The sequence below is a fragment of the Vibrio sp. LB10LO1 genome, from assembly GCF_010092875.1.
In the GTDB taxonomy this organism is placed as follows: Bacteria; Pseudomonadota; Gammaproteobacteria; order Enterobacterales; family Vibrionaceae; genus Vibrio; species Vibrio campbellii.
This window is the reverse complement of the sequence record NZ_JAADJW010000017.1, coordinates 40,084-65,312: the sequence shown is the minus strand read 5'-3', so window position 1 is coordinate 65,312 and position 25,229 is coordinate 40,084. Positions and strand designations below refer to the sequence as shown.

Annotated in this window: 9 protein-coding genes; 6 read left to right on the top strand and 3 right to left on the bottom strand. The window is 46.2% G+C overall.

Going from position 1 to position 25,229, the window contains the following annotated elements; translation table 11 throughout:
- Positions 1 to 83: 83 nt before the first annotated feature.
- Positions 84 to 764 carry a Crp/Fnr family transcriptional regulator gene (locus GXP65_RS13920; protein ID WP_162093088.1) on the top strand — a complete coding sequence of 227 codons (681 nt, stop codon included), beginning with the start codon at positions 84 to 86 and terminating at the stop codon, positions 762 to 764.
- Positions 765 to 848: 84 nt separating this feature from the next.
- Here GXP65_RS13920 and GXP65_RS13915 read toward each other — a convergent pair whose 3' ends face one another.
- Positions 849 to 1,004 carry a DUF3012 domain-containing protein gene (locus GXP65_RS13915; RefSeq protein ID WP_005431817.1) on the bottom strand — a complete coding sequence of 52 codons (156 nt, stop codon included), beginning with the start codon at positions 1,002 to 1,004 and terminating at the stop codon, positions 849 to 851.
- A 244-nt stretch (positions 1,005 to 1,248) separates the two neighbouring features.
- On the opposite strand from GXP65_RS13915, the gene GXP65_RS13910 reads away from it, so the two are divergent.
- The 4 genes from GXP65_RS13910 to vctC are packed head-to-tail and all read left to right on the top strand — an operon-like array spanning position 1,249 to position 4,816.
- Positions 1,249 to 2,157 (top strand): siderophore ABC transporter substrate-binding protein, encoded by a 909-nt coding sequence (locus GXP65_RS13910; protein ID WP_162093087.1) that lies wholly within the window; start codon positions 1,249 to 1,251, stop codon positions 2,155 to 2,157.
- Positions 2,158 to 2,179: 22 nt separating this feature from the next.
- The gene (gene vctD / locus GXP65_RS13905; RefSeq protein WP_162093086.1) at positions 2,180 to 3,115 is read left to right on the top strand and encodes an iron chelate uptake ABC transporter permease subunit VctD; all 936 of its coding nucleotides are present in this window, start codon (positions 2,180 to 2,182) and stop codon (positions 3,113 to 3,115) included.
- Positions 3,108 to 4,058: an iron chelate uptake ABC transporter permease subunit VctG gene (gene vctG / locus GXP65_RS13900; RefSeq protein ID WP_162093085.1), complete on the top strand. Its 951-nt coding sequence runs from the start codon at positions 3,108 to 3,110 to the stop codon at positions 4,056 to 4,058. Before vctD ends, vctG begins: the two co-directional genes overlap by 8 nt.
- Before the next feature lie 2 nt (positions 4,059 to 4,060).
- Positions 4,061 to 4,816 (top strand): iron chelate ABC transporter ATP-binding protein VctC, encoded by a 756-nt coding sequence (gene vctC, locus GXP65_RS13895; protein ID WP_045403161.1) that lies wholly within the window; start codon positions 4,061 to 4,063, stop codon positions 4,814 to 4,816.
- Between the two features lie 86 nt (positions 4,817 to 4,902).
- Here the strand turns inward: vctC and cueR are convergent, their stop codons facing one another.
- Both cueR and GXP65_RS13885 read right to left on the bottom strand, forming a co-directional pair.
- Entirely contained in the window at positions 4,903 to 5,289 is a 387-nt protein-coding gene (gene cueR / locus GXP65_RS13890; protein ID WP_005431823.1) for a Cu(I)-responsive transcriptional regulator, read from the bottom strand.
- A gap of 168 nt (positions 5,290 to 5,457) precedes the next feature.
- Positions 5,458 to 5,706 carry a YgjV family protein gene (locus GXP65_RS13885; RefSeq protein WP_005431786.1) on the bottom strand — a complete coding sequence of 83 codons (249 nt, stop codon included), beginning with the start codon at positions 5,704 to 5,706 and terminating at the stop codon, positions 5,458 to 5,460.
- A gap of 862 nt (positions 5,707 to 6,568) precedes the next feature.
- On the opposite strand from GXP65_RS13885, the gene GXP65_RS13880 reads away from it, so the two are divergent.
- Entirely contained in the window at positions 6,569 to 25,204 is an 18,636-nt protein-coding gene (locus GXP65_RS13880) for a retention module-containing protein (RefSeq protein WP_162093084.1), read from the top strand.
- The last annotated feature ends 25 nt before the right edge of the window (positions 25,205 to 25,229 follow it).

Genomic DNA, 25,229 nt, shown 5'->3' with positions numbered 1-25,229 from the left:
GTGTCGCTTTTTTATTGGCTGTCACCAAACGATTCTAGCGAGTACAATCTGTTTGAGATTGTTGTCATTAAAGAGAAACTCACGTGAAAATCAGCCCTTACCCAACCGGACGTTTCAAAAGCTTTTTAGAACAGAAAAGTGCTGAGTTTCGCGACTTAATCTATCAATGCCAAATCGGCAGTCGATACTTCGCCTCTGGTGAAGAGATCCTTCGCCAAGGTGAGCAGCTTCAATATCTGTATGTGGTGCCAGTAAGGCGAGTTTCGATGAGTATCATTGCAGCCAACGGTCGCCGGTTCCAGTTAGGTGAAGCCAATTGCGACTATCATATCTATGGTGAAATGGAGTACTTCACGCAAACGCCTTGCCAATGGAACGTGGTCGCAGATGAACATATGCAAGTGGATATTATCTGTATCCAAAAACTGACTGAGGCACTGCACCAGCAACCTGACATGATGTTTTTCTTTGCTTCTGCTTTGGCGGAGGATTATCAAGATTCAATGGATATCTATACCAATCGCTTGTTACACCCAATTACTTACAACATTGCTTATGACTTGCTCGTACAAAAGCAGACCAACACCTTGCTGGGTGGGTTTGACAAGGTAAACCAAGAAGCGGAAAGATTTGGCACGTCAGGACGCGTTTATCGTCGAGCGGTAAAAGATCTGATGGACAAAGGTTTGATCAGAAAAGGCGAGCAGGGGCTTGAGATTGTTGATGAAACGGCACTAAAAACATTTCTTGATGCCTACGAATAACCCACAACGTTTGAATTCCGAAATACAATGTTGTGGGTCATCATGAGCATTTTTTGCTAAGAGCGATAAGCGCTTACTTCTGAATTAGAAAACGCAGTGCTTAGCAAAGTCAGACGCTTCGTTTGCTGTCCATTCGCCTTTTGGCTTTTCTTTCATGTCGTTACACCATGCTTCACTACCAACTTCAGTACAAGCCATCAATTGTGCAGCAACAAATAAAACCAATGCTAACTTCTTCATTATCTAGTCCTTTCTAGTGAGTCATTTAAATCTAGTATAAACATTCACTGAGTTGATAAATATCAAAATGACAACTTTGCGCTTACCGTCTCAAATTCGATATCTGTATGGTGTAATTTGTTGATTTAATAAGCCTATTTAGAAGTGTAACGAATGTAAAGTTATCGAATAATTGGTTGAATGCCTGTTTGAGTAAGGATATATTGCGAATGCGCATGATAACGGATCTCATTAAGGCTTAAAAATGGAAAAACTCGTCAGTGCGGCAATTCTTTCGCTGCTTATAATTTCACCTTCTTTTGCTGCAACCGTCAAAATTGACCATTACATGGGAACGACAGAAGTTGAACAATCCCCCAAACGAGTGGTTGTGATTGGCTTTGGCCCACTCGATATGCTGGATAGTTTTGGCATCGATCCAGTAGCGGTATCGAACGCCTCCCATCTTCCAAAGTACTTATCTAAATACAGCAAGACTCATTACACATCGGCAGGTAGTCTTTTCGAACCAGACTTTGAAACCATCTACATGCAAAAGCCGGACTTGATTTTGGTTGGTCCTCGCGGTTCGTCAAAATACGATGAGTTAAGTGAAATAGCACCAACAGTTGTGCTCGCATCAGGTGAAAACGAAGGCTACTGGCATGGCACAAAAGCGCAATGGCGCAACGTTGGCAAGATCTTCAATATGGAAGAAAAGGTTGAACAAAAAATTGAAAACCTGGATGCACAGTTCAAGGCGATTCGTGATTACAACCAAACCAACAATAATGATGCACTCACAATTCTAAGCATTGGTGACAACATCAGTGCATTTGGTGCGAAATCTCGTTTTGGCGCGATTTACTCAGATTTTGGCTTTTCAGAGACTGTGGAGAATCTCAAAACGGGCACACATGGTGACGTCATTTCTTATGAGTTTATTCGCGAAGCCAACCCGAAAAACATCCTCGTTATTGATAGAAACGCACTTCACGCAAAGTCTGACAATGACCTTGCTAAATCGCTTGATAACGATTTGGTTAAAGCGACTTCTGCATACAAGAACAAGAAAATTACCTTCCTAGATGTTGATGCTTGGTACTTAGCTATGTCGGGTGTGACTGCAACGGAAAAGATGGTGAGTGAAATTAAACACACTATCGAACTTTAAGCCAAGCTAGCAGAGGTTAACTTTGAAAAAGTTATTGCTTGTTCTTGTTGCTCTAAGCGTCGCGTCGTTGTTTGTTGGGGTGGGAAATATGACACCCCAACAGTTGTTTTCGGGTGATGCAAAAGCACTAGAACTCTTCTTCACTAGCCGGATTCCGCGCCTATTTGCGATTCTGCTTGTTGGGGCCGGGCTAAGTATCGCTGGATTAGTGATGCAGCAAATTAGCCAAAACCGATTCGCTGCGCCTTCAACAACAGGCACGATTGAGTGTGCCATGCTTGGTTACGTAATGAGTGTGGTGTTTTTTGGTAGTGGCGAACAGCTTTGGCTTGTCTTTGGTGTCTCTATTCTTGGCACTTTAATGTTCGTTCAGTTCATTCAGCGTATCCAATTTAAAAGCGTCGTATTTGTGCCGCTCGTGGGCATCATCTTTGGTAACGTTGTTGACGCTGTTACTACTTTCATTGCCTACAAATACGATGCACTACAAAGTCTGTCTGCGTGGAGCGTGGCAAACTTTGCCAACATTTTGCGTGGTGATTTTGAGCTGCTTTATATTGCTGTTCCCGTCGCCCTTTTAAGTTACCTATTTGCGGCACGCATTTCTGCGGTTGGTATTGGGAAAGACTTCGCAGTAAACCTTGGTCTTAACTACCAACAAGTGGTGACATTAGGTGTGCTTTTGGTGTCGGTAATGTCAGCCAGTGTGGTGATGATCGTTGGTCAACTGCCGTTTCTTGGACTTATCGTGCCAAACTTAGTCAGTTACTTCTACGGTGATAACCTCAAACGCAATATCCCGCTTACTGCCATGTATGGAGCGTTCCTTGTTTTAGCGTGTGACCTGGTTAGCCGAGTGATCATTTTCCCTCATGAAATGCCTATTTCAATTGTGATCAGCATCTTGGGTGGTGTGGTGTTTATCGCGATGTTATTGCGAGGTAAACAAAGTGCGTGATTCCAAAAAACTGTTTCTATTGGCAGCCATTGCGCTGCTTTTTGCATTTTTGTTTATTGGTATTGGCTTAACGGCAGATAACTACCAGTACTTTTTGTCACGACGTGTGCCTAAAGTGTTAGCCATGGTATTGGCAGGTATTGCGATTGCTCAATCTTCATTGGTGTTCCAAACCATTACCCATAACCGGATCCTTACCCCTAGCATCATGGGATTTGATGCGTTGTATGTGTTGACGCAAGTGCTGATTGTTTTGTTGTTTGGTGGTTTAAGCGCTCTCATTCTGAATGTCTACATCAACTTCTCGATTGCGGTATTGGTGATGGTGGGTTTTTCGTTATTACTGTTTGGATATTATTTTTCAAAAGGCGGGCGTAATCTCATCACTTTGCTTTTGGTTGGGCTGATCTTTGGGCAGTTGTTTAGCAATATTGCGGTGTTCTTCTCTCTTCTGATGGACCCAAATACCTTTGCGTTTGTGCAATCTAAACTGTATGCCAGTTTCAACAATGTGAAGGTGAACTTGGTGTATATAAGCTCGCCAATATTGTTCATCGCTTGTTGGTTGTTGTATCGCATGCATCACACCTTAGATGTGTTTTGGCTCGACCAGGACAATGCTAAGAGTCTAGGGGTTGATGTCCCTAAAGTGACGCGCAATGTCTTCATTCTCTCCGCGCTTCTCATTGCCATCTCGACCGCGCTTGTCGGCCCTATCATGTTTTTTGGATTGTTGGTGACAAACTTAAGTCGTGAGATGTTCCGCTCTTACCAGCATCGTACCCTGTTAATAGGCTGCTCATTGATGGCAATTTGTGCCTTATTGTCGGGGCAATGGATTATAGAAAACGTCTTTTCATTTGAAACGACGTTGAGCGTAGTGATTAACTTTATTGGCGGTATCTACTTCTTGTATCTATTGCTGAAAAACAAAGTCGTATAAATATGATTATTATAGATAAACTAACGAAAGCATTTGGCCCCAACAAAGTGGTTGATGAGGCCGATACTCAATTTGAAAAAGGGAAAGTAACGTCAATTATTGGCCCTAACGGAGCAGGGAAGAGTACGTTACTATCAATGGCGTCGCGATTGACTGAGCGTGATGGTGGGAGCGTTATGATCGACTGTAAAGAGATTGCTGAATGGGACACCAAAGAGCTTGCAAAAAAGCTGGCGGTACTGCGCCAAGCAAACACAATTACGATGCGTTTTACCGTAAAAGAGTTGGTCTCATTTGGACGATTCCCTTATTCGAAAGGTAACCTAACCAAAGATGACCATGCGTTAATCGACCAAGCTATCGACTACTTAGATCTGAAAGAAATTCAAGATAAATTCTTAGATGAATTGAGTGGTGGTCAACGACAGCTGGCCTTTATTGCAATGGTAATTGCCCAAGATACGGATTACGTTTTTCTCGATGAACCATTGAATAACCTTGATATCAAGCACTCACTACAGATCATGAAAGTCGTTCAACGTCTTGCGCACGATATGAACAAAGCCATGGTGGTGGTGATTCATGATATTAACTTTGCTGCGTGTTATTCCGACGAGATCCTTGCCCTCAAGAAAGGGAAAGTAGTGGCCAGTGGTAAAGTCGAAGAGGTGATTCAGTCTTCAACGCTAGAGGATATCTACGAGACTCCGTTCAATATCATTGAGCTTAATGGCAAGCGTATGTGCACTTACCATTAAAGTTATGTTCTATCGACCAAAATTCCGTTAAAGCAGAGCTCATCAAAACAATAGCCCAGCAAGGTAAAGTAGAAACAGTGACGGGTTTACTTGGTGAGCTCGTCCATGATCGGACAGCGGCTCTTTGCATCCCCAGGACATGAAGAAACCCAGCCCTCCAACTGCTTTTTAATCTCCACTAAGTGGGCAATTTTTTGCTCCACTTCATGAAGTTTGTCCATGGTTCGTGCTTTTACTTCGCTACTTTTGCGGTTTGGGTTGTGTGCCAATTGCACGAACTCTTTGCATTCTTGTAATGAGAAACCGGCGTTTTTTGCTCTGGAAACAAGGTTTAGCTCTTGGATGTGTTTTTCAGAATATTCGCGATAGCCGGAGTCGCTGCGAGCTGGTGACGAAATGATGCCTTTGTCTTCGTACATACGAATCGATTTAGAAGACAATCCTGTGAGTTTTGCAACTGCACCAATATTCATGATGACCTCTGTGTTTCAGATAACCTTTCTCGCGAGTATAACGCTAAGTGTTGGTGTTCAAAAACGACTTTAATGCTGTTTTTCGTCTGTCGATTCGGTGGGTTAAAAATTTGGCAAACAAAAAAGCCCGTAAGCATAACACTTACGGGCTTTCTAAAATCGTTTTAACTAGGCTTCTTCAGGCGCTAGGCTTTTTTTTTCCTGCTGCATTTTTGCAAGGAAGTACACGTTAACACATGCAATAAAGCCGTTTGTTAGTACTACTGGCCATGAATCAATCATCAAACCGTACGCTGTGAAAAGTGCACAGCCGATAAAGTTAAGGATACGAAGCTTAACGATATCTTTCATAGTTAGTGAGATAGCAACCATGATAGAAGCCGCGTAGCCTAGAATCTCAACCATATTCATTTCCATTATTTGACCCTCTTAAATCTGCCGAATTTTGTAGGTACCACTTCTTCTCATCTTGAGATTAACGAGGAAGCTCCATGCCTCGAATGGTCTTTTTCGTTTTGATGGGTGCACTATAGCAATGGAAAAACCGTGATGAAAGCCTCAAATAAAGGTTAAGAGAAGGTTAGCGATTACGCAAACGTTTAGGAGAGAAATTATTGATAATTTTACTTATTGTGTTGATTGATATTAGTGATGGCAACAATAGATAAAACAAAGTTGAAGGAAGGTAAACAATAACATAATATTGAAAATGAGAATTATTATTAATTAAGTTGATTTATGCCAATTGCTATTAGTCTTATTTTTTCGTTTGCTCTTATCATGCGGACAAAACCGAATTCACTGGGAATTGGGGTTCATATCCTAACTCACATTCTACTGTTGATTTTTATCCCTTCTTCCTATGTTATTCAGTATCTTATCGTGATGTTCTTTACTTCTCCTTTGCTTATTAGGTTGGCAAAGCGTTCGTCTACATACGATGTTTTGTTTGCCTTTCTACCCTTACTCATTGGCACTGGTGGCTTGATTCTCACTTCTTAGGTTGTTCAACTTTTCTTCTCACTGGATTGAAACTAATCTTTGTCTAATAAGCCTTTTATTTCATAAAATTAATGGATAGTTTACATTTGAATGTGTCGCATACTTGTGACTTGGTGAGGTTTTCATTTCATGTGGTTAACGAAAGAACAAAATTTGATTGTTTATTGACTCAATAGTTAGTTAAATCAGTCTGGTGAGACAATGTGAATCACATTTCTATAAACTAAAATAATTTATAAAGGTCTAACGAAGTGCGTTAGCCATTAGCGGGGGTCAGATGAGTACACAAGCTGTGCCGCAAGAAGTTGTAGTAGATGCTGTCAAAGGGGATGTTTACGCGCTAAGCCTTGAGGGGAAGGTGAGGGCGATAAACGTTGGGGATGTATTAGTTCCGGGTGATGTCATCATCACTGAAAACGGCGCTTCCATTGAAGTGATCGCGGAAGGCTCACTCTATCTCGTGGATGAGAATTGTGTAGCCTGCATACCAGCACCATCTTTAGAGCAACAGACGACAGACGCGGTTGTTCAAGCGCCTGTTGATGGCCAAATCAATGTCGATCCAACCGCGGCGGCTGACGCCGAATTTGGGGCTGAGGATGTGGCTGCAATCCAGCAAGCCATTTTAGAAGGCGCTGACCCTACGGCTATCCTTGAAGCCACGGCCGCGGGTCCGGCTGGTGGCGGCGGTGGTTCTGGGTCTGCAAACGCAGGCTTTGTTACTGTTGAATACAATAACCCTGAAGTATTGGCCTCAACGTTTTTTGAAACCTCAGCTCCGACAAGTAACACGGATACTGAAGATGATCCTGACGGCTTAAATGTCACTGTTTTTGCCGATGGTGGCCAGTCTCTCTCTTCTCAAGTAACAGAAGGCTCAATTTCCCTATCAAGCTACCCGCAAACCATTTCGTCTAGTGTGCTGGTTGAAGCAGGGGATCTCGCACTTGATACTACTTCATTTGTACCTGAAACGTCTTCTTTAGAGTCTTTGTTAAGTGAGCTTAACAGTGATATTACCTCTGGTGGTCAGCCAGTGGCGTTCGTTTATGACGAAGCGCAAAATGCCATTGTCGGTACTCAAGAAGGTAACGAAGTGCTTCGTATCGAGATCGAAGCGACATCTTTAGGCCGTGATTTAGAGTTAGAGGTCGTTACCACGATTAGCCAGGGTATTGACCATGTCGCGTCTGTTGCTGGTGGCCAAGTATCGATCTCCGGTGATCAAATCAATATCGCTTTTGATATTACTGGCGCAGATATTGGTGGCAACAGCATTCAAGCGCCTATCGATTTTACGACAAGCGTTATTGATGGCGATGATCCTTCGCCGCAAAACGTTACTTTTGAAAACGTTGAATCTTCTTCTACACCAATTACTGGCACTTTTGTTGATATTGGTAGTGATCAATTGGCAACGGTCACGTTTAATCAAGAAGGGCTTAGTCAATTCGATGGCCTACTGAGTGATAATCAGGCGACAGAAGCGGTACTCTCTGAAGACGGTAGTACTATCACCTTGTCCATTGCGGGCTCTAATGAAACCGTCTTAACCATCAGTCTGAATACTGATGGTACCTACCAATTTGAGCAATTTAAGCCGTTGGAACAAACAAACGGTGAAGATACGATTGAGCTCTCTTTACCAACCACAATCGTCGACTTTGACCAAGATACGGCAAGCAACACCTTTACGATGACCATCCTTGATGGCGATAATCCGGTGATTGAAAACGTGACGGGATTGTCTTTAGACGAGGCGGGTGTTGACCAAGGTTCACAGGAAGGCACGGTAGTAACAAGTGGCTCTGGGTCGATCACGACAGCGGTCGGTAGTGACATCATTGATCACTATGAGTTGGAACCTACAGAGTTTAACGTTGGTGGGGAACTCCAATCTCAAGGGCAAGTTGTTCAACTGGAACTTGCGTCCGAGAGTAACGGCGTGCGCACTTACGAAGGTTTCATCGAGCTGGATGGCGTGCGTATCACCGTATTTGATGTGGCGATTGATGCTCCTGCATTGGGCGAATACCAATTCAACTTGTATGAACAACTTGACCATACGGGTGCTAACGATGACTCGCTTACTTTCTCACTGCCAGTTTACGCGGTAGATGCGGATGGCGACCGCTCCTCGATTACTGAAGGTTCGAACACACCAGAAGCAGCGCAAATTGTCATTCAAGTTCAAGATGACGTTTCTACGATTGATGGCGTTGAGGCGCTAGCCGTCGATGAAGACGATTTATCAAGCATCGGCTCCGATCAAAGTGATTCTGTGCTCGCGCAAGGCAGTTTCACGACGACTCAGGGCTCAGACCGTGTCGTAAGCTATCAATTAGAGAGCGGCACTGATCCACTTAATGGATTGGAATCACAGGGTCGATCTATCTCTCTGACAGAAACTGTCAACTCAGATGGCGGCTTTACCTATTCTGCAACGGCAGAAGGGGACGCTATCTTCACCTTACAAGTGAACCCTGACGGTTCTTATTCATTTACCCTTGAAGGTCCAATCGATCATGCTGTGGGTAGCGATAGCTTAACTCTAGACTTCACTATTGTCGCAACGGACTTTGACGGTGACACCAGTTCACTTGTTCTACCGGTAACCATTACTGATGATGTGCCAACCATTAACGACGTTGTTACTCTTACCGTCGATGAAGATGACTTAAGTTCGGTAGGCTCTGACCAATCACAGCCAACACTGGTTGAAGGTCAGTTCACGACGACTGAGGGCTCTGATGGCGTCGTACAGTATCAGTTGGATGTAAATGCTGATCCTTTAAGTGGCCTGCAATCTCAAGGTCAAACCGTCTCCATTGCCGAAACGCAAAATGCAGACGGCAGTTACACCTACAGCGCAACGGCAAGTGGCAGCGCAGTCTTCACATTAATTTTGAATACCGACGGCTCGTACAGTTTTGAGCTGCAAGGTCCAATCGACCATGCGGCAAATAGCGACAGCTTAACCCTCGATTTTAATGTTATTGCTACCGATTTCGATGGTGACACAAGCCAAATCGTACTGCCTGTCACCATCGTGGATGATAAGCCGACCATTACTGATGTCGATGCGATTACCGTTGATGAAGATGACTTAAGCACGATTGGTTCAGATCAGACTGACCCGATTTCAATCGATGGCAACTTCACCACCACACAAGGCTCGGACCGAGTGGTGAGTTATCAGCTTGATGCTTCTTCAACACCAGTTGATGGCCTTACATCACAAGGCGTGGCCGTCACACTTACGGAAACTGCAAATGGTGATGGCAGCTTTACCTACCAAGCAACAGCAGGCACTGAGTCGGTCTTTACACTGACAGTGAACACTGATGGCTCTTACAACTTCACGCTAGAAGGGCCAATTGATCATGCTGTTGATAGCGACGAGTTAACGCTCAACTTCCCAATCATCGCGACCGACTTTGATGGTGACACCACTAACGCCACTATCCCAGTGACGATCGTGGACGATAAGCCAGTTATTACTAACGTAGATGCCATTACCGTTGATGAAGATGACTTAGCTGCGATTGGCTCAGACCAAAGCAATCCTATTTCTATTGATGGCAACTTCACCACGACACAAGGTTCAGACCGAGTGGTGAGCTACCAGTTAGATGCTTCTTCAACACCAGTTGACGGTTTAACGTCGCAGGGTGTAGCGGTAACGCTAACAGAAACCGCAAATGGTGATGGTAGCTTCACTTATGAAGCGACTGCGGGTGGCAACCCAGTATTTACTCTGACAGTAGATACTGATGGCACTTATAACTTCACGCTAGAAGGGCCAATTGATCACGCTGTTGATAGTGATGAGCTGACACTGAATTTCCCAATTATTGCAACCGACTTTGATGGCGACACTGTCACTGAAACTATTCCAGTCACGATTGTTGATGATGTGCCTACCATCACAGCGGTGGATGCGTTGAGTGTCGACGAAGATGACCTTAGCGGCGTGGGTTCAGACCCAGGCGGCGATCTGTTCGTTGAAGGTGCGTTTACCACTACTCAAGGCTCTGACCGAGTGGTGAGCTATCAACTGGATTCAACCGCTGATCCTGTTGCGGGGCTAACGTCTCAAGGTGAGGCGATTACCTTGGTGGAAACCGCCAATGGTGACGGCAGCTTTACCTATGTGGCGACCGCAGATGGCAATCCTGTTTTCACGCTGAATGTAGCAACAGATGGCACTTACGACTTTACGCTGCAAGGCCCGATTGACCATGCCGCCAACAGCGATAGCCTGACGATTGATTTCCCAATTATTGCCACCGATTTTGATGGTGATACAACTTCGGCAACTATTCCAGTCACGATCACGGATGATGCGCCAATCATCGATAATGTTGTGCCTCTGGCTGTAGACGAAGATGATTTATCAGGTATTGCCTCAGACCAAACTGACGCTGTTTATGTTGAAGGCGCGTTCACGACCACTCAAGGTTCAGACCGTGTGGTGAGCTACCAACTTGATTCAACTTCTGATCCTGTCGCAGGTTTAACTTCTCAAGGTGAGCCTGTTACTTTGGTAGAGACTGCGAATGCCGATGGCAGCTTCACTTACGTGGCTACCGCGGATGGCAATCCTGTCTTCACCATGAATGTGAATGCTGACGGTACATACAACTTCCGTCTAGAAGGCCCAGTTGATCACGCGTTAAACAGCGATGAGCTAGTACTGAACTTCCCAATCATTGCTACAGATTTTGATGGCGATACGACAACCGCGACCATTCCTGTCACGATTACTGATGACGTTCCAACCATTGACAACGTTGTTCCACTGACTGTAGACGAAGATGATCTTGCCTCAATTGGCTCAGACCAAAACGATGATGCGTTTATGTCGGGTTCTTTCACCACAACGGAAGGCTCGGACAGCGTTGTTAAATACCAGCTTGATGCAACAGCAGATCCAGTTGCAGGGTTGACCTCTCATGGTGAGCCCGTCGTACTTGCTGAGACAACAAATGGTGATGGCAGCTTTACTTACACTGCCACAGCAGATGGCAATGCCGTATTTGAATTGGTTGTGAAACCAGATGGCAGCTACACCTTTACTCTGCAAGGTCCACTAGACCATGCGGTAAATAGTGACAGTCTACAAATTGATTTCCCGATTATCGCGACAGACTTTGATGGTGATACGTCGACAGAAACATTGCCTGTCACCATTGTTGACGATCAACCAAGCATCACTGACGTAGACGCGATCCGCTTGGATGAAGATGACTTAGCGACGATTGGCTCTGACGGCTCAGATCCAATTTCAATCGATGGCAACTTCACTACAACGCAAGGCTCTGACGGGGTAGTGAGCTATCAATTGGATGCTGCTGCAACGCCAGTTGATGGCCTAACATCGCAAGGTGTAGCTGTGACCTTGACGGAAACAGCAAACAGTGATGGCAGCTTTACCTATGAAGCAACAGCGGGAACTGATGCTGTGTTTACGTTGACAGTAAACACGGATGGCTCTTACAACTTCACGCTTCAAGGTCCAATCGATCATGCGGTAGGCAGTGATGAACTGACGCTGAACTTCCCAATCATCGCGACGGATTTTGATGGTGATACCACCACAGAAACGATCCCAGTCACCATCGTGGATGATAAACCGACCATTACCGATGTCGATGCGATTACCGTTGATGAAGATGACTTAGGCACGATTGGCTCAGACCAAACTGACCCGATTTCAATCGATGGCAACTTCACTACCACACAAGGCTCTGACCGAGTGGTGAGCTATCAGCTTGATGCTTCTGCAACACCAGTTGACGGCCTTACATCACAAGGCGTGGCCGTCACACTTACGGAAACTGCAAATGGTGATGGCAGCTTTACTTACGAGGCAACAGCGGGTACTGAAGCAGTCTTTACGCTAACAGTGAACACTGATGGCTCTTATAACTTCACGCTTGAAGGGCCAATCGACCACGCAGTGGATAGCGACGAGCTGACACTGAACTTCCCAATCATCGCGACCGACTTTGATGGCGACACCACTAACGCCGCTATCCCAGTAACGATCGTCGACGATAAGCCAGTTATTAATGACGTAGATGCCATTACGGTTGATGAAGATGATCTCGCATCAATCGGCTCAGACCAAAGCAATCCTATTTCTATTGATGGCAACTTCACCACCACACAAGGCTCAGACCGAGTGGTGAGCTACCAGTTAGATGCTTCTGCAACACCAGTTGACGGTTTAACCTCGCAAGGTGTAGCGGTAACGCTAACAGAAACCGCAAATGGTGATGGTAGCTTTACCTACGAAGCAACAGCGGGCTCTGAAGCGGTCTTTACGCTGACAGTGAATACTGATGGCTCATACAACTTCACACTTGAAGGGCCAATTGATCACGCGGTGGATAGTGACGAGCTGATACTGAACTTCCCAATTATCGTAACCGACTTTGATGGCGACACCGTCACAGAAACCATTCCAGTCACCATTGTTGATGATGTACCGACCATCACAGCGGTGGATGCATTGAGTGTCGATGAAGATGACCTTAGCGGTGTGGGTTCAGACCCAGGCGGCGATCTGTTCGTTGAAGGGGCGTTTACTACCACTCAAGGCTCTGACCGAGTGGTGAGCTATCAACTGGATTCAACCTCTGATCCTGTTGCGGGGCTTACATCTCAAGGTGAGGCGATTACCTTGGTGGAAACCGCGAATGGTGACGGCAGCTTTACCTATGTTGCGACCGCAGACGGCAATCCTGTCTTCACGTTAAACGTAGCAACAGATGGTACGTACGACTTTACGTTGCAAGGCCCGATTGACCATGCAGCTAATAGCGACAGCCTAACGATTGATTTCCCAATTGTTGCCACCGATTTTGATGGTGATACGACCACGGCAACCATTCCAGTCACGATCACGGATGATGCACCAATCATCGATAACGTTGTGCCTCTGGCTGTGGATGAAGACGACCTCGCGTCTATCGGCTCAGACCAAACTGACGCTGTGTTTGTTGAAGGCGCGTTTACGACGACTCAAGGTTCAGACCGTGTGGTGAGCTACCAACTTGATTCAGCTTTTGATCCTGTCGCAGGTTTAACTTCTCAAGGTGAGCCTGTTACTTTGGTTGAGACTGCGAATGCCGATGGTAGCTTCACTTACGTGGCTACCGCGGATGGCAATCCTGTCTTCACCATGAATGTGAATGCTGACGGTACATACAACTTCCGTCTGGAAGGTCCGGTGGATCACGCGTTAAACAGCGATGAGTTAGTACTGAACTTCCCAATCATTGCTACAGACTTTGATGGCGATACGACGACCGCGACCATTCCAGTCACGATTACTGATGACGTTCCAACCATCGACAACGTTGTTCCACTGACAGTAGACGAAGATGATCTCGCCTCAATTGGCTCAGATCAAAACGACGATGCGTTTATGTCGGGCTCTTTCACCACAACGGAAGGCTCGGACAGCGTTGTTAAATACCAGCTTGATGCAACAGCAGATCCAGTATCAGGGTTAACCTCTCATGGTGATCCTGTCGTGCTTGCTGAGACGGCAAATGGTGATGGTAGCTTTACTTACACTGCTACAGCAGATGGCAATGCCGTATTTGAATTGGTTGTGAAGCCAGACGGTAGTTACACCTTTACTCTGCAAGGTCCATTAGACCATGCGGTGAACAGCGACAGTCTACAAATCGACTTCTCGATTATCGCAACAGACTTTGATGGCGATACGTCGAAGGAAACACTACCAGTCACCATCGTTGATGATAAGCCAACCATCACTGACGTAGATGCCATCACGGTTGATGAAGATGACTTAGCGACGATTGGCTCTGACGGCTCAGATCCAATTTCCATTGATGGCAACTTCACTACAACGCAAGGCTCTGATGGGGTAGTGAGTTACCAATTGGATGCTTCTGCAACGCCAGTTGATGGTCTAACATCACAAGGTGTGGCAGTGACGTTGACGGAAACCGCAAACGGCGACGGTAGCTACACCTATGAAGCCACTGCGGGAACCGATGCTGTCTTTACGCTAACAGTAAACACGGATGGCTCATACAACTTCACCCTTCAAGGTCCACTAGACCATGCGGTAGGCAGTGATGAGCTGACGCTGAACTTCCCAATCATCGCGACGGATTTTGATGGTGATACCACCACAGAAACGATCCCAGTCACCATCGTGGATGATAAGCCGACCATTACCGATGTCGATGCGATTACCGTTGATGAAGATGACCTAGGCACGATTGGCTCAGATCAGACTGACCCGATTTCAATCGATGGCAACTTCAATACCACACAAGGCTCTGACCGAGTGGTGAGCTATCAGCTTGACGCGTCTGCAACACCAGTGGCTGGCCTTACATCACAAGGCGTGGCAGTCACACTGACGGAAACTGCAAATGGTGATGGAAGCTTTACTTACGAGGCGACAGCGGGGACTGAAGCGGTCTTTACGCTGACAGTGAATACCGATGGCTCTTATAACTTCACGCTAGAAGGTCCAATCGACCACGCGGTAGATAGTGACGAGCTGACACTGAACTTCCCAATCATCGCAACCGACTTTGATGGCGACACGTCTGCTGAGACAATTCCTGTCAAGATCGTTGATGACAAACCGACACTTGGTGGCATCGAAGCAACAAGTGTGCAAACGGTTGACGAGGACGATATCCCAACAGTTGGATCTGATGGTACGCAGTCGAACAGCATTGCAGGTAACTTCATCGCGACTGATGGCTCTGATGGCATTGTGGAGTACAGCGTTTCTGACCTGACGACGCCAGTACAAGGCCTGACCTCTGGCGGTCAATCTCTGGTTATGGTTGAAGTATCAAACGCAGGTGGCGTTTCAGTTTACGAAGCTCGTATTGATGGCACGACGACACCAGTATTCCGTGTGACTCTCGATGCTTCTGATGACAGCTACACGTTCGATTTGCTTGCTCCTCTCGATCATCCAAATGCTGATGGCCAAAATGAACTGGTCATCAATTTACCGATAAACGCGACTGACTTTGATGGAGACGTGTCGAACAACATCACCTTACCAATTACGGTTGTGGATGATGTTCCAACCATTGATGGTTTACTAGCAGGCAGCGAACAAACCGTTGATGAAGATGACCTACCAGCAGGTACGGATGCTGCAAGTGCAGAAGATACTGTTATTTCAGGTACTTTTGATATCACCGAAGGTGCTGACCAAGTTGCTTCTATTCAGCTGAGTGACCTGACCACGCCTGTTGCCTCTCTGACTTCAGATGGTGATGCTATCACCTTAGTTCTGTCTTCTAGCGCAAATGGCGTGAACGTATACCAAGGTGTCGCTGGCAATCCTGCTGAAGTGGTGTTCGAACTGACGTTAGACGCAACGAACAACACCTACGAGTTCGATTTACAGAAGCCGCTTGATCATCCAGATGGTAATCAACAAAACGAAATTGTTATTAACCTTCCTGTGACGGCGACAGATAATGATGGCGATACTTCACCAGCCTTCACATTGCCAATTACCGTTGTGGACGATGTTCCAGTTGTTACCAATATTGAAAGTCTACGTGTCGACGAAGATGACTTACCTCTTGGTTCTGATGGCACGAAAGAGCCGTTAACGGTATCAGGTGAATTCGAAGTCACTAGCGCAGATGGTATTGATGCTTTCGAATTGGATCTGAGCTCAAATCCTATCCCGAATCTGAAATCGGGTGGAGAAGAGGTAACACTTTCTCAAGACCTAAGTGCTTCAACTGCTGACGCGCTTGTTTACGTGGGACAAACTCCGGGCGGAGCGACAGTCTTCACGTTGACACTACATCAAGATGGTAAATACGACTTTGAGTTATCTGGTCAGTTAGATCACGCGGTTAACTCTGATGAGATTTTGTTGAATCTACCTGTGAAGATTACAGATGGCGACAACGATACCATCACTGCGACCTTGCCAGTGACCATCGTAGATGACAAGCCAACTATTGATGCTATTAGCTCTGGTAGTACCTTGTCTGTGGATGAGGATGATATTCCAAGCCAAGGTTCGGACGACACGCCAGAATCCAATATCATTGGTGGCAACTTTGACGTTACTGATGGTGCCGATTCTATCGTTAGCTTCCAGTTGGATAGCTTGACGTCACCTGTATCTGGACTTACCTCAGGTGGTCAACCGCTTGAGTTGGTTGAGTTTTCAAATTCAAACGGTGTGATTGAGTACCGAGCTTATGTACAAGGTACGACGGATACCGTCTTTAAACTGACGCTAAATGGTTCAGCAGACAGCTATGAATTTGAACTGTTGGGCGCACTTGATCATCCTGCGGGTAACGATGAAAACTCGTTAGTCATCAACTTCCCAGTCAATGCGACCGATTTTGATGGCGATGTGTCAAATAACATCACCTTGCCGATCACCGTGGTGGACGATGTTCCAGCGATTGTGAAAGTGACAGACTCTAGCCAACAAACCGTTGATGAAGATGACCTTGCTGGTGGCTCTGACACGACGAGTGGCGATTCAACGGTATTAACTGGTGGATTTGAAGTCGTTGATGGGGCGGATGAGATTGCCAGCTACCAAGTTTCTGACCTTAATTCTGTTGTGTCAGGGTTAACTTCCAACGGTCAAAACATTGAGCTTAACTTGGTGAGTACTGTTGGTGGCGTAACCAGTTACGAAGCCGTGATTACGGGCACCTCAACCAAGATCTTCACGCTGTCTCTCGATGCGAATAACGACAGTTACCAATTTGAACTGTTGGGACCAATCGACCATGACGCCGTTCAAGGTGAAAACAACCTTGTCATTGATATCCCAATTACAGTTACAGATTTTGATGGTGATACGTCATCATCATTGAACCTTCCAATCACCATTGTTGATGACATTCCTGAAATCACATCAGCCGACGCGCTTTCATTGGACGAGGATGACTTAGTTAACGGCTCGCAGCTGATCAATAAAGACAGCCTAGAAGCAACGGGTAATTTCGATACGGTGGAAGGGGCAGATACCGTTGTCTCTTACCAACTGGATCTGACTTCAAACCCTATTCCAGGAGTCACTTCAGGTGGTCTAGCGGTGACGTTAGTTCAAACTGCAGTAAGCAACAACAACTACACCTACCAAGGGCAGACTCCGGATGGAAACTCAGTATTCACCTTAGAACTGAATGCTGATGGCTCTTACAAATTTACCTTGGAAGGGATATTAGATCATTCTGTACAAGGTGAGGATGAGCTAACCCTCACCCTTCCTGTATTTGCTACAGATGTTGATGGTGACACGGCTGGAATCACCCTGCCAGTTTCTATTACTGATGACGTTCCAACCATTTATGATGCATCAATCTCGCGCGTAGAAGGCCAGGGTGGTCGAACAGTACAACTGTTTACAGATCCGGTTGAAGGGGACCTAAATTACGGTGCTGATGGTGCAGAGATTACCTCATTTACCGCAGATAACTCAGGAATTTACTTCAAGCAAAACGGCGTAGACTCCGACACCATAGACCTAAATGGCAGTGATCAAACCGTCTTTGTCCATAAAGTCCTTGATGGCGTCGATACAGAAATTGGTCGCTTAGTCGTGCGTACGGATGGACGAGTGACTTTCCGTCCGAATGACGATCTTGATCATACAGAAACAGACTCCATTGATTTCACTATTAACGTTGTCGCGACCGATGGCGACGGCGATACCAGCGACGCGGATGTCGATATTTCGGTCACGGACCGAAATGCTCAGATCGATACGTCTACGGTTCTCGCTTTTGAAGACCAAGGGCGAGGTGGTGTGGTTGCAGGTATTGATTCTGCAAACACTCAAGACAATTTATCAGCGTTGGATATCACCCCAGCGAAAGTCGACTTAGTTATTAATCTGCATGATATCGATCGAACAGAAAGTCTGGGTGATATTACGATCCGAGACGCAAGCACTCATAACGGTACTTTCTACTACAAAGACGGCAGCGGTAACTATATTGAATTAACGCCTGTGGGTAACACCGTCGTTCTTGATGCATCAAATGTAGAACAGTCCTTCAGTGGTGAGTTTGTCACTTTAGAAAACTTATACTTTGTGCCTGACCGTCATTCATCAACGGATGCTTCAGGTATCAATCCTCGTATCCGTGTTGAAATTCTTAATAATGGCACGCCAGACCACACAATCAACGGTCGCTTGGATATCGAAGTGGATGCGGTCGCTGATATCGCGACATGGAATGCAAGCAGTATCTTCGATTATACCGTTGACGAAGATGGCAACAATGTTCAATTGGATATCGAAGCGAACACGCAAGACATCAGTAACCCAGAGGCTATTGTTTATGAGCTCGTCTTTACCGAGGGCGGAGCCAACGCGACGCTTGTCTACTCTGACGGTACCCCAATTCCAGAGGTCGGCGGTAAATACCTAGTAGATGCGAGCAGAATTGATGAGGTCGAAGTGGATCCATCGGAGCACTTCTCTGGTCAGATTAAGCTTGATGTGACGGCGATTACTACTGAGAGCACAAACCCACTCACGGGCAAAGAAACGGCGCGCTCTGAGACCGAAGAAATTGTGATTGACGTCAGCCCAGTGGCTGACCAAGCCGATTTTGTGGTGAATCGCATCAACATTTTTGAGGATAATGCGCGAACTCAAGATACCGTAGACCCTGTGACAGACCATGATCCACTTCAGTTGAGCGAAGTCATTACGATGACGCCATCTGTTGATATCGATGGTTCGGAAGAGTTGTTTGTTCGTATTTCAAACTTCTCTGAAAATGGCGTGACATTGGTGTGGTTGGACAATGCTAGCCCAAGCCAGATCAACACGGTTACGGATGGCGGTGGTAACGTATTGTACTACGAAATCCCAGAAGCTAACTTGGCTGACGTGGAAGTGTTACCTCCTCTGCATAGCAATAAAGACTTTACCTTTGATGTTGAAGGGATAGTTAAAGATAACGCGTCATTGTCGTCTGGTTCTGCTCAGAACATCCTCTCGTTGGGCACACAAACCGTGAATGTCGCAGTAAAAGGTGTCGCTGATATTCCAGATGTTGTCTTGATCAATCAAAGCAACAATAGTTGGTCCATATTTGATGATGGTACGACGTCAGGCATTGAGACGACGATTCCTGAAGATGGCGCCGCATTACTGAACTTCTCTGTTGTGTCAGGTGAAGCGAAGGACAAGCCTCTGGACACATCTGAGTCCCTTACTGTCGTGCTTTCAAATATTCCAGATGGTGTTCAGCTGGTTGATTCTGACGGTGGTAGTGTTGACCTAACTTATGTTGGTACTGACATCAATGGTAACCCAATTTATGAAGCTAACATTACTGGTTTGAACTTCAATTCAGGGATCCAAATTATCCCCGAAAGTTCATCAACTGAGAACATCCACATTACTGGTAGCATCATCGTGACGGAAGATGATGGACATACTCGCATTGTCGAGCGAGAGATTCGTGTAAAAGTTGAGCCTGTAATCGATGCACAAGATAACTATGTTGTGAGCTCCGAGGGTAACGAAGATACCCGTATCAATATTGATTGGGAGCCAACGTTGACTCAAAGTCCTGATGCCGACGAGTTTTACGCGGAATTGACTATTAGTGGCTTCCCTGCGGGAAGTACTGTCTACGTGGATGGTGTTGCTCAAACGGTAACAGGCGGTAGTATCACGCTGACCCCAGCGCCTAACGAGTCAGAACAAGATTTCTCAGCGCGAGTGACTCAAGATGGCTACATCCAAGTTCAACTCGAGCAAGATTCGAGTACTGATTTTAGCTTGAGTACCCAAGTGACGGTGAAAGAAATTGACGCTGAATATGTCGATGCGAGTAATCCGGGTGAAGGCATTGCTTCAGCTGTGATTAACGGTACGGTAAATGTGACTGTTAACCCAATTGTTGAAGCAGAAGATTTAACAGGGCCGATTGCCGATCAAACTCGTCTTCTCGTTGAAGATGCCGGAGGTACAACGACCGATGTCGTGAGCTCGGATGCGCTAGGTCATATAGACTTTACTATTAATACATCCGCAGGTGGCCAAGCGGGCGCCAATATCATCAAATATCAAGAATTTGATAACTCGTCAGATGAAGTTGTAACGCAGCTAGTTGTGCAGTTCAGCAATACCGACCCTGAAATTCTTGATCAATTAATCATTGTTGGTGCCTCTAATGAAGGTGATGGCCGTTGGACGATCACCGACGAGGAAAACTTTTCTATTATCGCACCTGCGGGGTTAGACCTAACACCAAACGATGATTCTGATGATGCGGACAATGGTGGTATTTCATCGATTGGTTTGACGATTTTTGCTGAAGTCAATGACTTAGGTGAAGATGCGGTAGAGAAAGACGCGACCGTTATTCGTCAAACCGATATTACTCTAGAGTTCCCAACTGATATCGCACCACAAACGAGTGTGGCGGCTGAGATTGATTTAGACAATACCGTCCAGATTGATGCCAATGAAGACAATTTAATTGATTTTGGTTCGCAGCTTGCGTCGAAACTTACCACGATTAACAGCGATGGTGTCGAAGATGTTCTTACGGTTGTGATTGACCCTTCTGCTCCAGGGGCTCCTCCTGGCTTGGTGGTTGTGGGCACAGACGTTGACTTTGTCGATGGTAAATACGTTTTCCAAGCTGGTATTGATGCTAGTGGCAATATTACGGGCTTAGACAGCCTCACCTTACGTGTTGGTGAAGACTGGGCAGGCGACTTTGAGCTACCGGTTATCTTTGTGACTACCGATACATTGTCAGGTGATGAGAAGAGCACACTTGAATCTATCCCGGTACAAGTATTGCCGATTGCGGACGTGCCGAGTTCTTCTGGTGATCAACCGCTTGATACTGATGTGACGCCAGATATCACATTGGATATAACTGGCACGCTTGGCCTAGACGCAGATAAACAGCCGGTAAATGACCTAACTATTGATGTCCCTACCAATGATGGCGTCGGCTATGAAGATGGTCTGATTCAACTGAACTTGAATATCGACTTTGCGGACGATCGCAACGGCCTATTGGCAGGGCGAGAAACGCTTACCAATGTGAAACTGACGCTGGATGATACGACTCTAGGCGAATTTGTCGATTCGAGTGGTAACTCATTAGGCACAAGTGTTGAGTTCAGTGCTGCTGAGATTGCGGCGGGTGCTTTGGATGAAGTGTTATTCAAGCCAAAAGAGAACTACCCAGTTGGTGGTGGACAAAATACGGTTCAAATTAACATTGAAGGAGAGATCACCGATACCGCTCTTATCGATCAAACGACGCTTGCGAATCCTGGAGATAATGTGGATGTGCGTACATTTACCGATAGCGTATCGTTTGAAATTACGCCTGTTGTGGATGATATTACGATCAGCGGCGCCGATCCTACACAGCCAATTGAGATATCGGGTGATGAAGATACGCTCATATCACTCAGTCAGTCGGGCACTGGTCTCACCATTAGCCTAAATGATAATGATGGCTCTGAAGAATTTGTATCCCTGAAGCTCACGGGGCTACCAACAGATTTTCTTGTGGATTCAAACTCGTCTGATTACACGGTCAAAAATAATGGCGGAGGTGAGTGGAGTATTCAACTTGCCAACCCAGGTCAGACATCTATTGACCTAAGTGACATTGAAATTCAACCACCGAAAAACTTCAGTGGTGAGGTGGATATCGGTATCACGGTATTTACTCAAGAAGAGTTGTTGAAAGTGCCGACTGAGCATACGGGTACTTTCAAGGTCACCATCGATCCAATTGGTGATGATGTTGATGTAAACCCAGATTCCTTGGTGTCAGGTAACGAAGGCGAGGACATTGATATCAACATCAATGCGCTGGTGGTTGATAACAAAGAATCGATTGGTGATGGTGCGAACTATCAAGAAAACGATCCAGAAACGCTACGTGTCGAGATTACAAATGTGCCAGATGGTGCAAGTATTGAACTTGCAGACGGCACGGCGTTTGTTGACCAAGGCGGTGGTGTATTCGTCCTAGAGATTGACGCCCAAGATCTCGATAAAGTGGTGTTTAACTCGGGCGATCGCAACGATAACTCTTGGAATGGCACGCTAGGGTTTAAAGTTCAGGCTGTTGATACCGGTCTAGATGGAAGTCAAAGTCTAGGTACGCCAAAAGAGTTTGATGTCAATGTCGAAGTCGAAGCGGTTAATGACCGTCCAGAGTTTGTTAACACGGTGGATGTGGAAACACCAGAGGATACGCCACTACTGTTAGATGGTTTTAGTATTACCGATGTTGATGCCGTGTTGGATGATCCGAGTGCTGAGTACGTGCTCGATGTTACCGTCGACAATGGTATCTTGGCGCTAAATCCAACGCTCGTGACGAACTACAACCTAACCGTGAGTGGCGATGGTACGGACTCTGTTGAGCTTAAAGGCACTGTTGCTGATCTAAACAATGCGATTGCCAACGGGCTGATTGAGTTCAATCCAGACCTGAACTTCTTTGGTGACGTTCAAGTTGACGTGACTATCGATGACCAAGGTAATGAAGGTCTCGTAATTGGTGGCGTGGATGACACACTCAACACCAACAGCAGTAGCTTTACTATTGAAGTGACAGAAGTTAACGATACGCCAGAAACGACGCCTGTTACCCTAGCAGATATTGCTGAAGACAGTGGCGTGTTCTCTATTTCCGAAGCGGAGTTAATTGCAAACGCTACGGATATTGAAAACGACAACCTCACGGTCAGCAACGTGCAGGTAACGGATCCAAATTCTGGAAGTGTTAGCTTCAACAACGTGACGGGGGAATGGGAGTTTACGCCTGCACCTGACTATAACGGCCCTGTCGAAATCACTTACACCATTACAGATGACGGTACGACAAATGGTGCATCCGATCCTAAATCGGTTAATGGCACGGCTTCATTCAATGTAACGGAAGTGAACGATGCACCAACAACTTCTGAAGTGACACTTTCTGATGTTGCGGAAGACAGTGCGGCGGTTGAGCTTACTCAAGCTGATTTGTTGGCGAATGCCTCTGATATTGAGAACGACACATTGACTGTGAGTAACGTTCAATTGGTCGACCCAAGTAGCGGTACATTGGGTTTCAATAGCGTCTCTGGTACTTGGTCATTTACACCAGCGCCGGGTTACAACGGCACAGTCGAGCTTACGTACGACATTACCGATGACGGCACGACGAATGGCGCATCCGATCCTCAAACGACGCCGGGAACAGCAACCTTCGAAGTCACAGAGGTCAATGATTCTCCTGTCACATCAGAGGTGACGTTAACCAGTACCGAAGAGGATGGCGGGGCTGTAAGTATTACAGCAGCTGAGCTACTAAGTAACGCGAGTGACCCTGAATCAGATAACTTGACCATTAGTAATGTCGCTTTGGCGGATCCTTCGGCTGGTACGTTAACCCAAGTCAATGCGACAGAATGGACGTTTGAACCTGCTGCAGACTTCTTTGGTGACGTTAACTTCACTTACGAAATCACGGATGACGGCACCACTAACGGCGCGCCAGATCCAATCACAATTGCTGGCACAGCCGTATTGAATGTTGAAGCAACCAATGATGCTCCTGAAATTACAGCGACATCGGTGACAGATACGATCAACGAAGCAGATGGTCAGAAGATTACGGGCATTAGCGTGAGTGATATCGATTTTACTGGTGCACAAGCGAATGAGTTGATGACCGTTACCTTGAGTGTGACAGAGGGTGATGTGCGTGTTGAGCCTCCTGTAGGCAGTGGCGTTACGGTTGGAGCGGGCATGGCTGGTGAAGTTATTCTGATGGGTACCCCAGATAACATTAACGCGGTTCTTGGTGCGACTGACGCTTCAGAGGGTGTATTTGTCGATGCGGGAGATGTTGATGCCGCCTCTATCACCTTGTCGGTGAAAGTCGAAGATAATGGAGTGTACTTCGAGAACGCGGCGGGCACGGCGTTAGAAGCGAATCAAGACTTCACCATTAATGTGACGCCTGTGGCTGATGCTCCGACGCTGGGCATTGACCCGCAGTTTAACTACATTAGACAGATTGCTGCGAGCCAAACAGCAAGCGGCCAAGGTCTCGCGATCGTTGGCATCATGGCGGCCTTGACCGACATTGACGAGGTGCTTTCACTGGAACTAACGGGTGTACCTGCTAGTGCTGAGGTGACAAGCGGTGTTTCTCCATCAGGCATCAGCTTCGATGGTACCACTTGGACAGTACCAAGCGATGAAATTGATACGCTAGAAATAGTGGCGACGGACACCAACAGTGGTATTGATATAGGATCTTACGATATTTCTGTTACGGCGATATCAACAGAATCTAATGGTGATGAAGCACAGTCTGCGCCTGTCCAAATTAGCTTGGATGTCAGCGACGACAGTGACGATATTGATCAGTCAAGCGAGACCGATGACAGCTATCTTGTTGGAGGAGATACAGGCATTAACTTGACGGGCGGTGAGGGTGATGACCTTATCGTCGGTGGAGACGGTGATGATGTACTTATTGGCGGCTTAGGGTCGGACATCTTAACGGGTGGAGACGGCAGTGATATCTTTAAGTGGACAGTTGATTCAGTGGATGAAGGGGCAGTTGATACCATTACTGATTTTACTGTGAACGAAGACAGTATTGATTTGCGAGAGGTTATCTCTGATCTAAACAACTCGATGATCGATATGGATGATCTGCTTGGCCACATCACAGCCGATTATGATGCGTCGACAGAAGCTGTGTCCTTGAGCATCACCACGGACGCAAATGTAAGCCAGACGATCGTCGTCGAACATCTGGGCGACTCGATAGACTTCAATGGGCTAACGTCGAATGAAATCGTTGAATCATTGCTGAACAATAATGTTCTAAGTAATGGCTAACGAGAAGCAACAGAGTCGTTAGCTC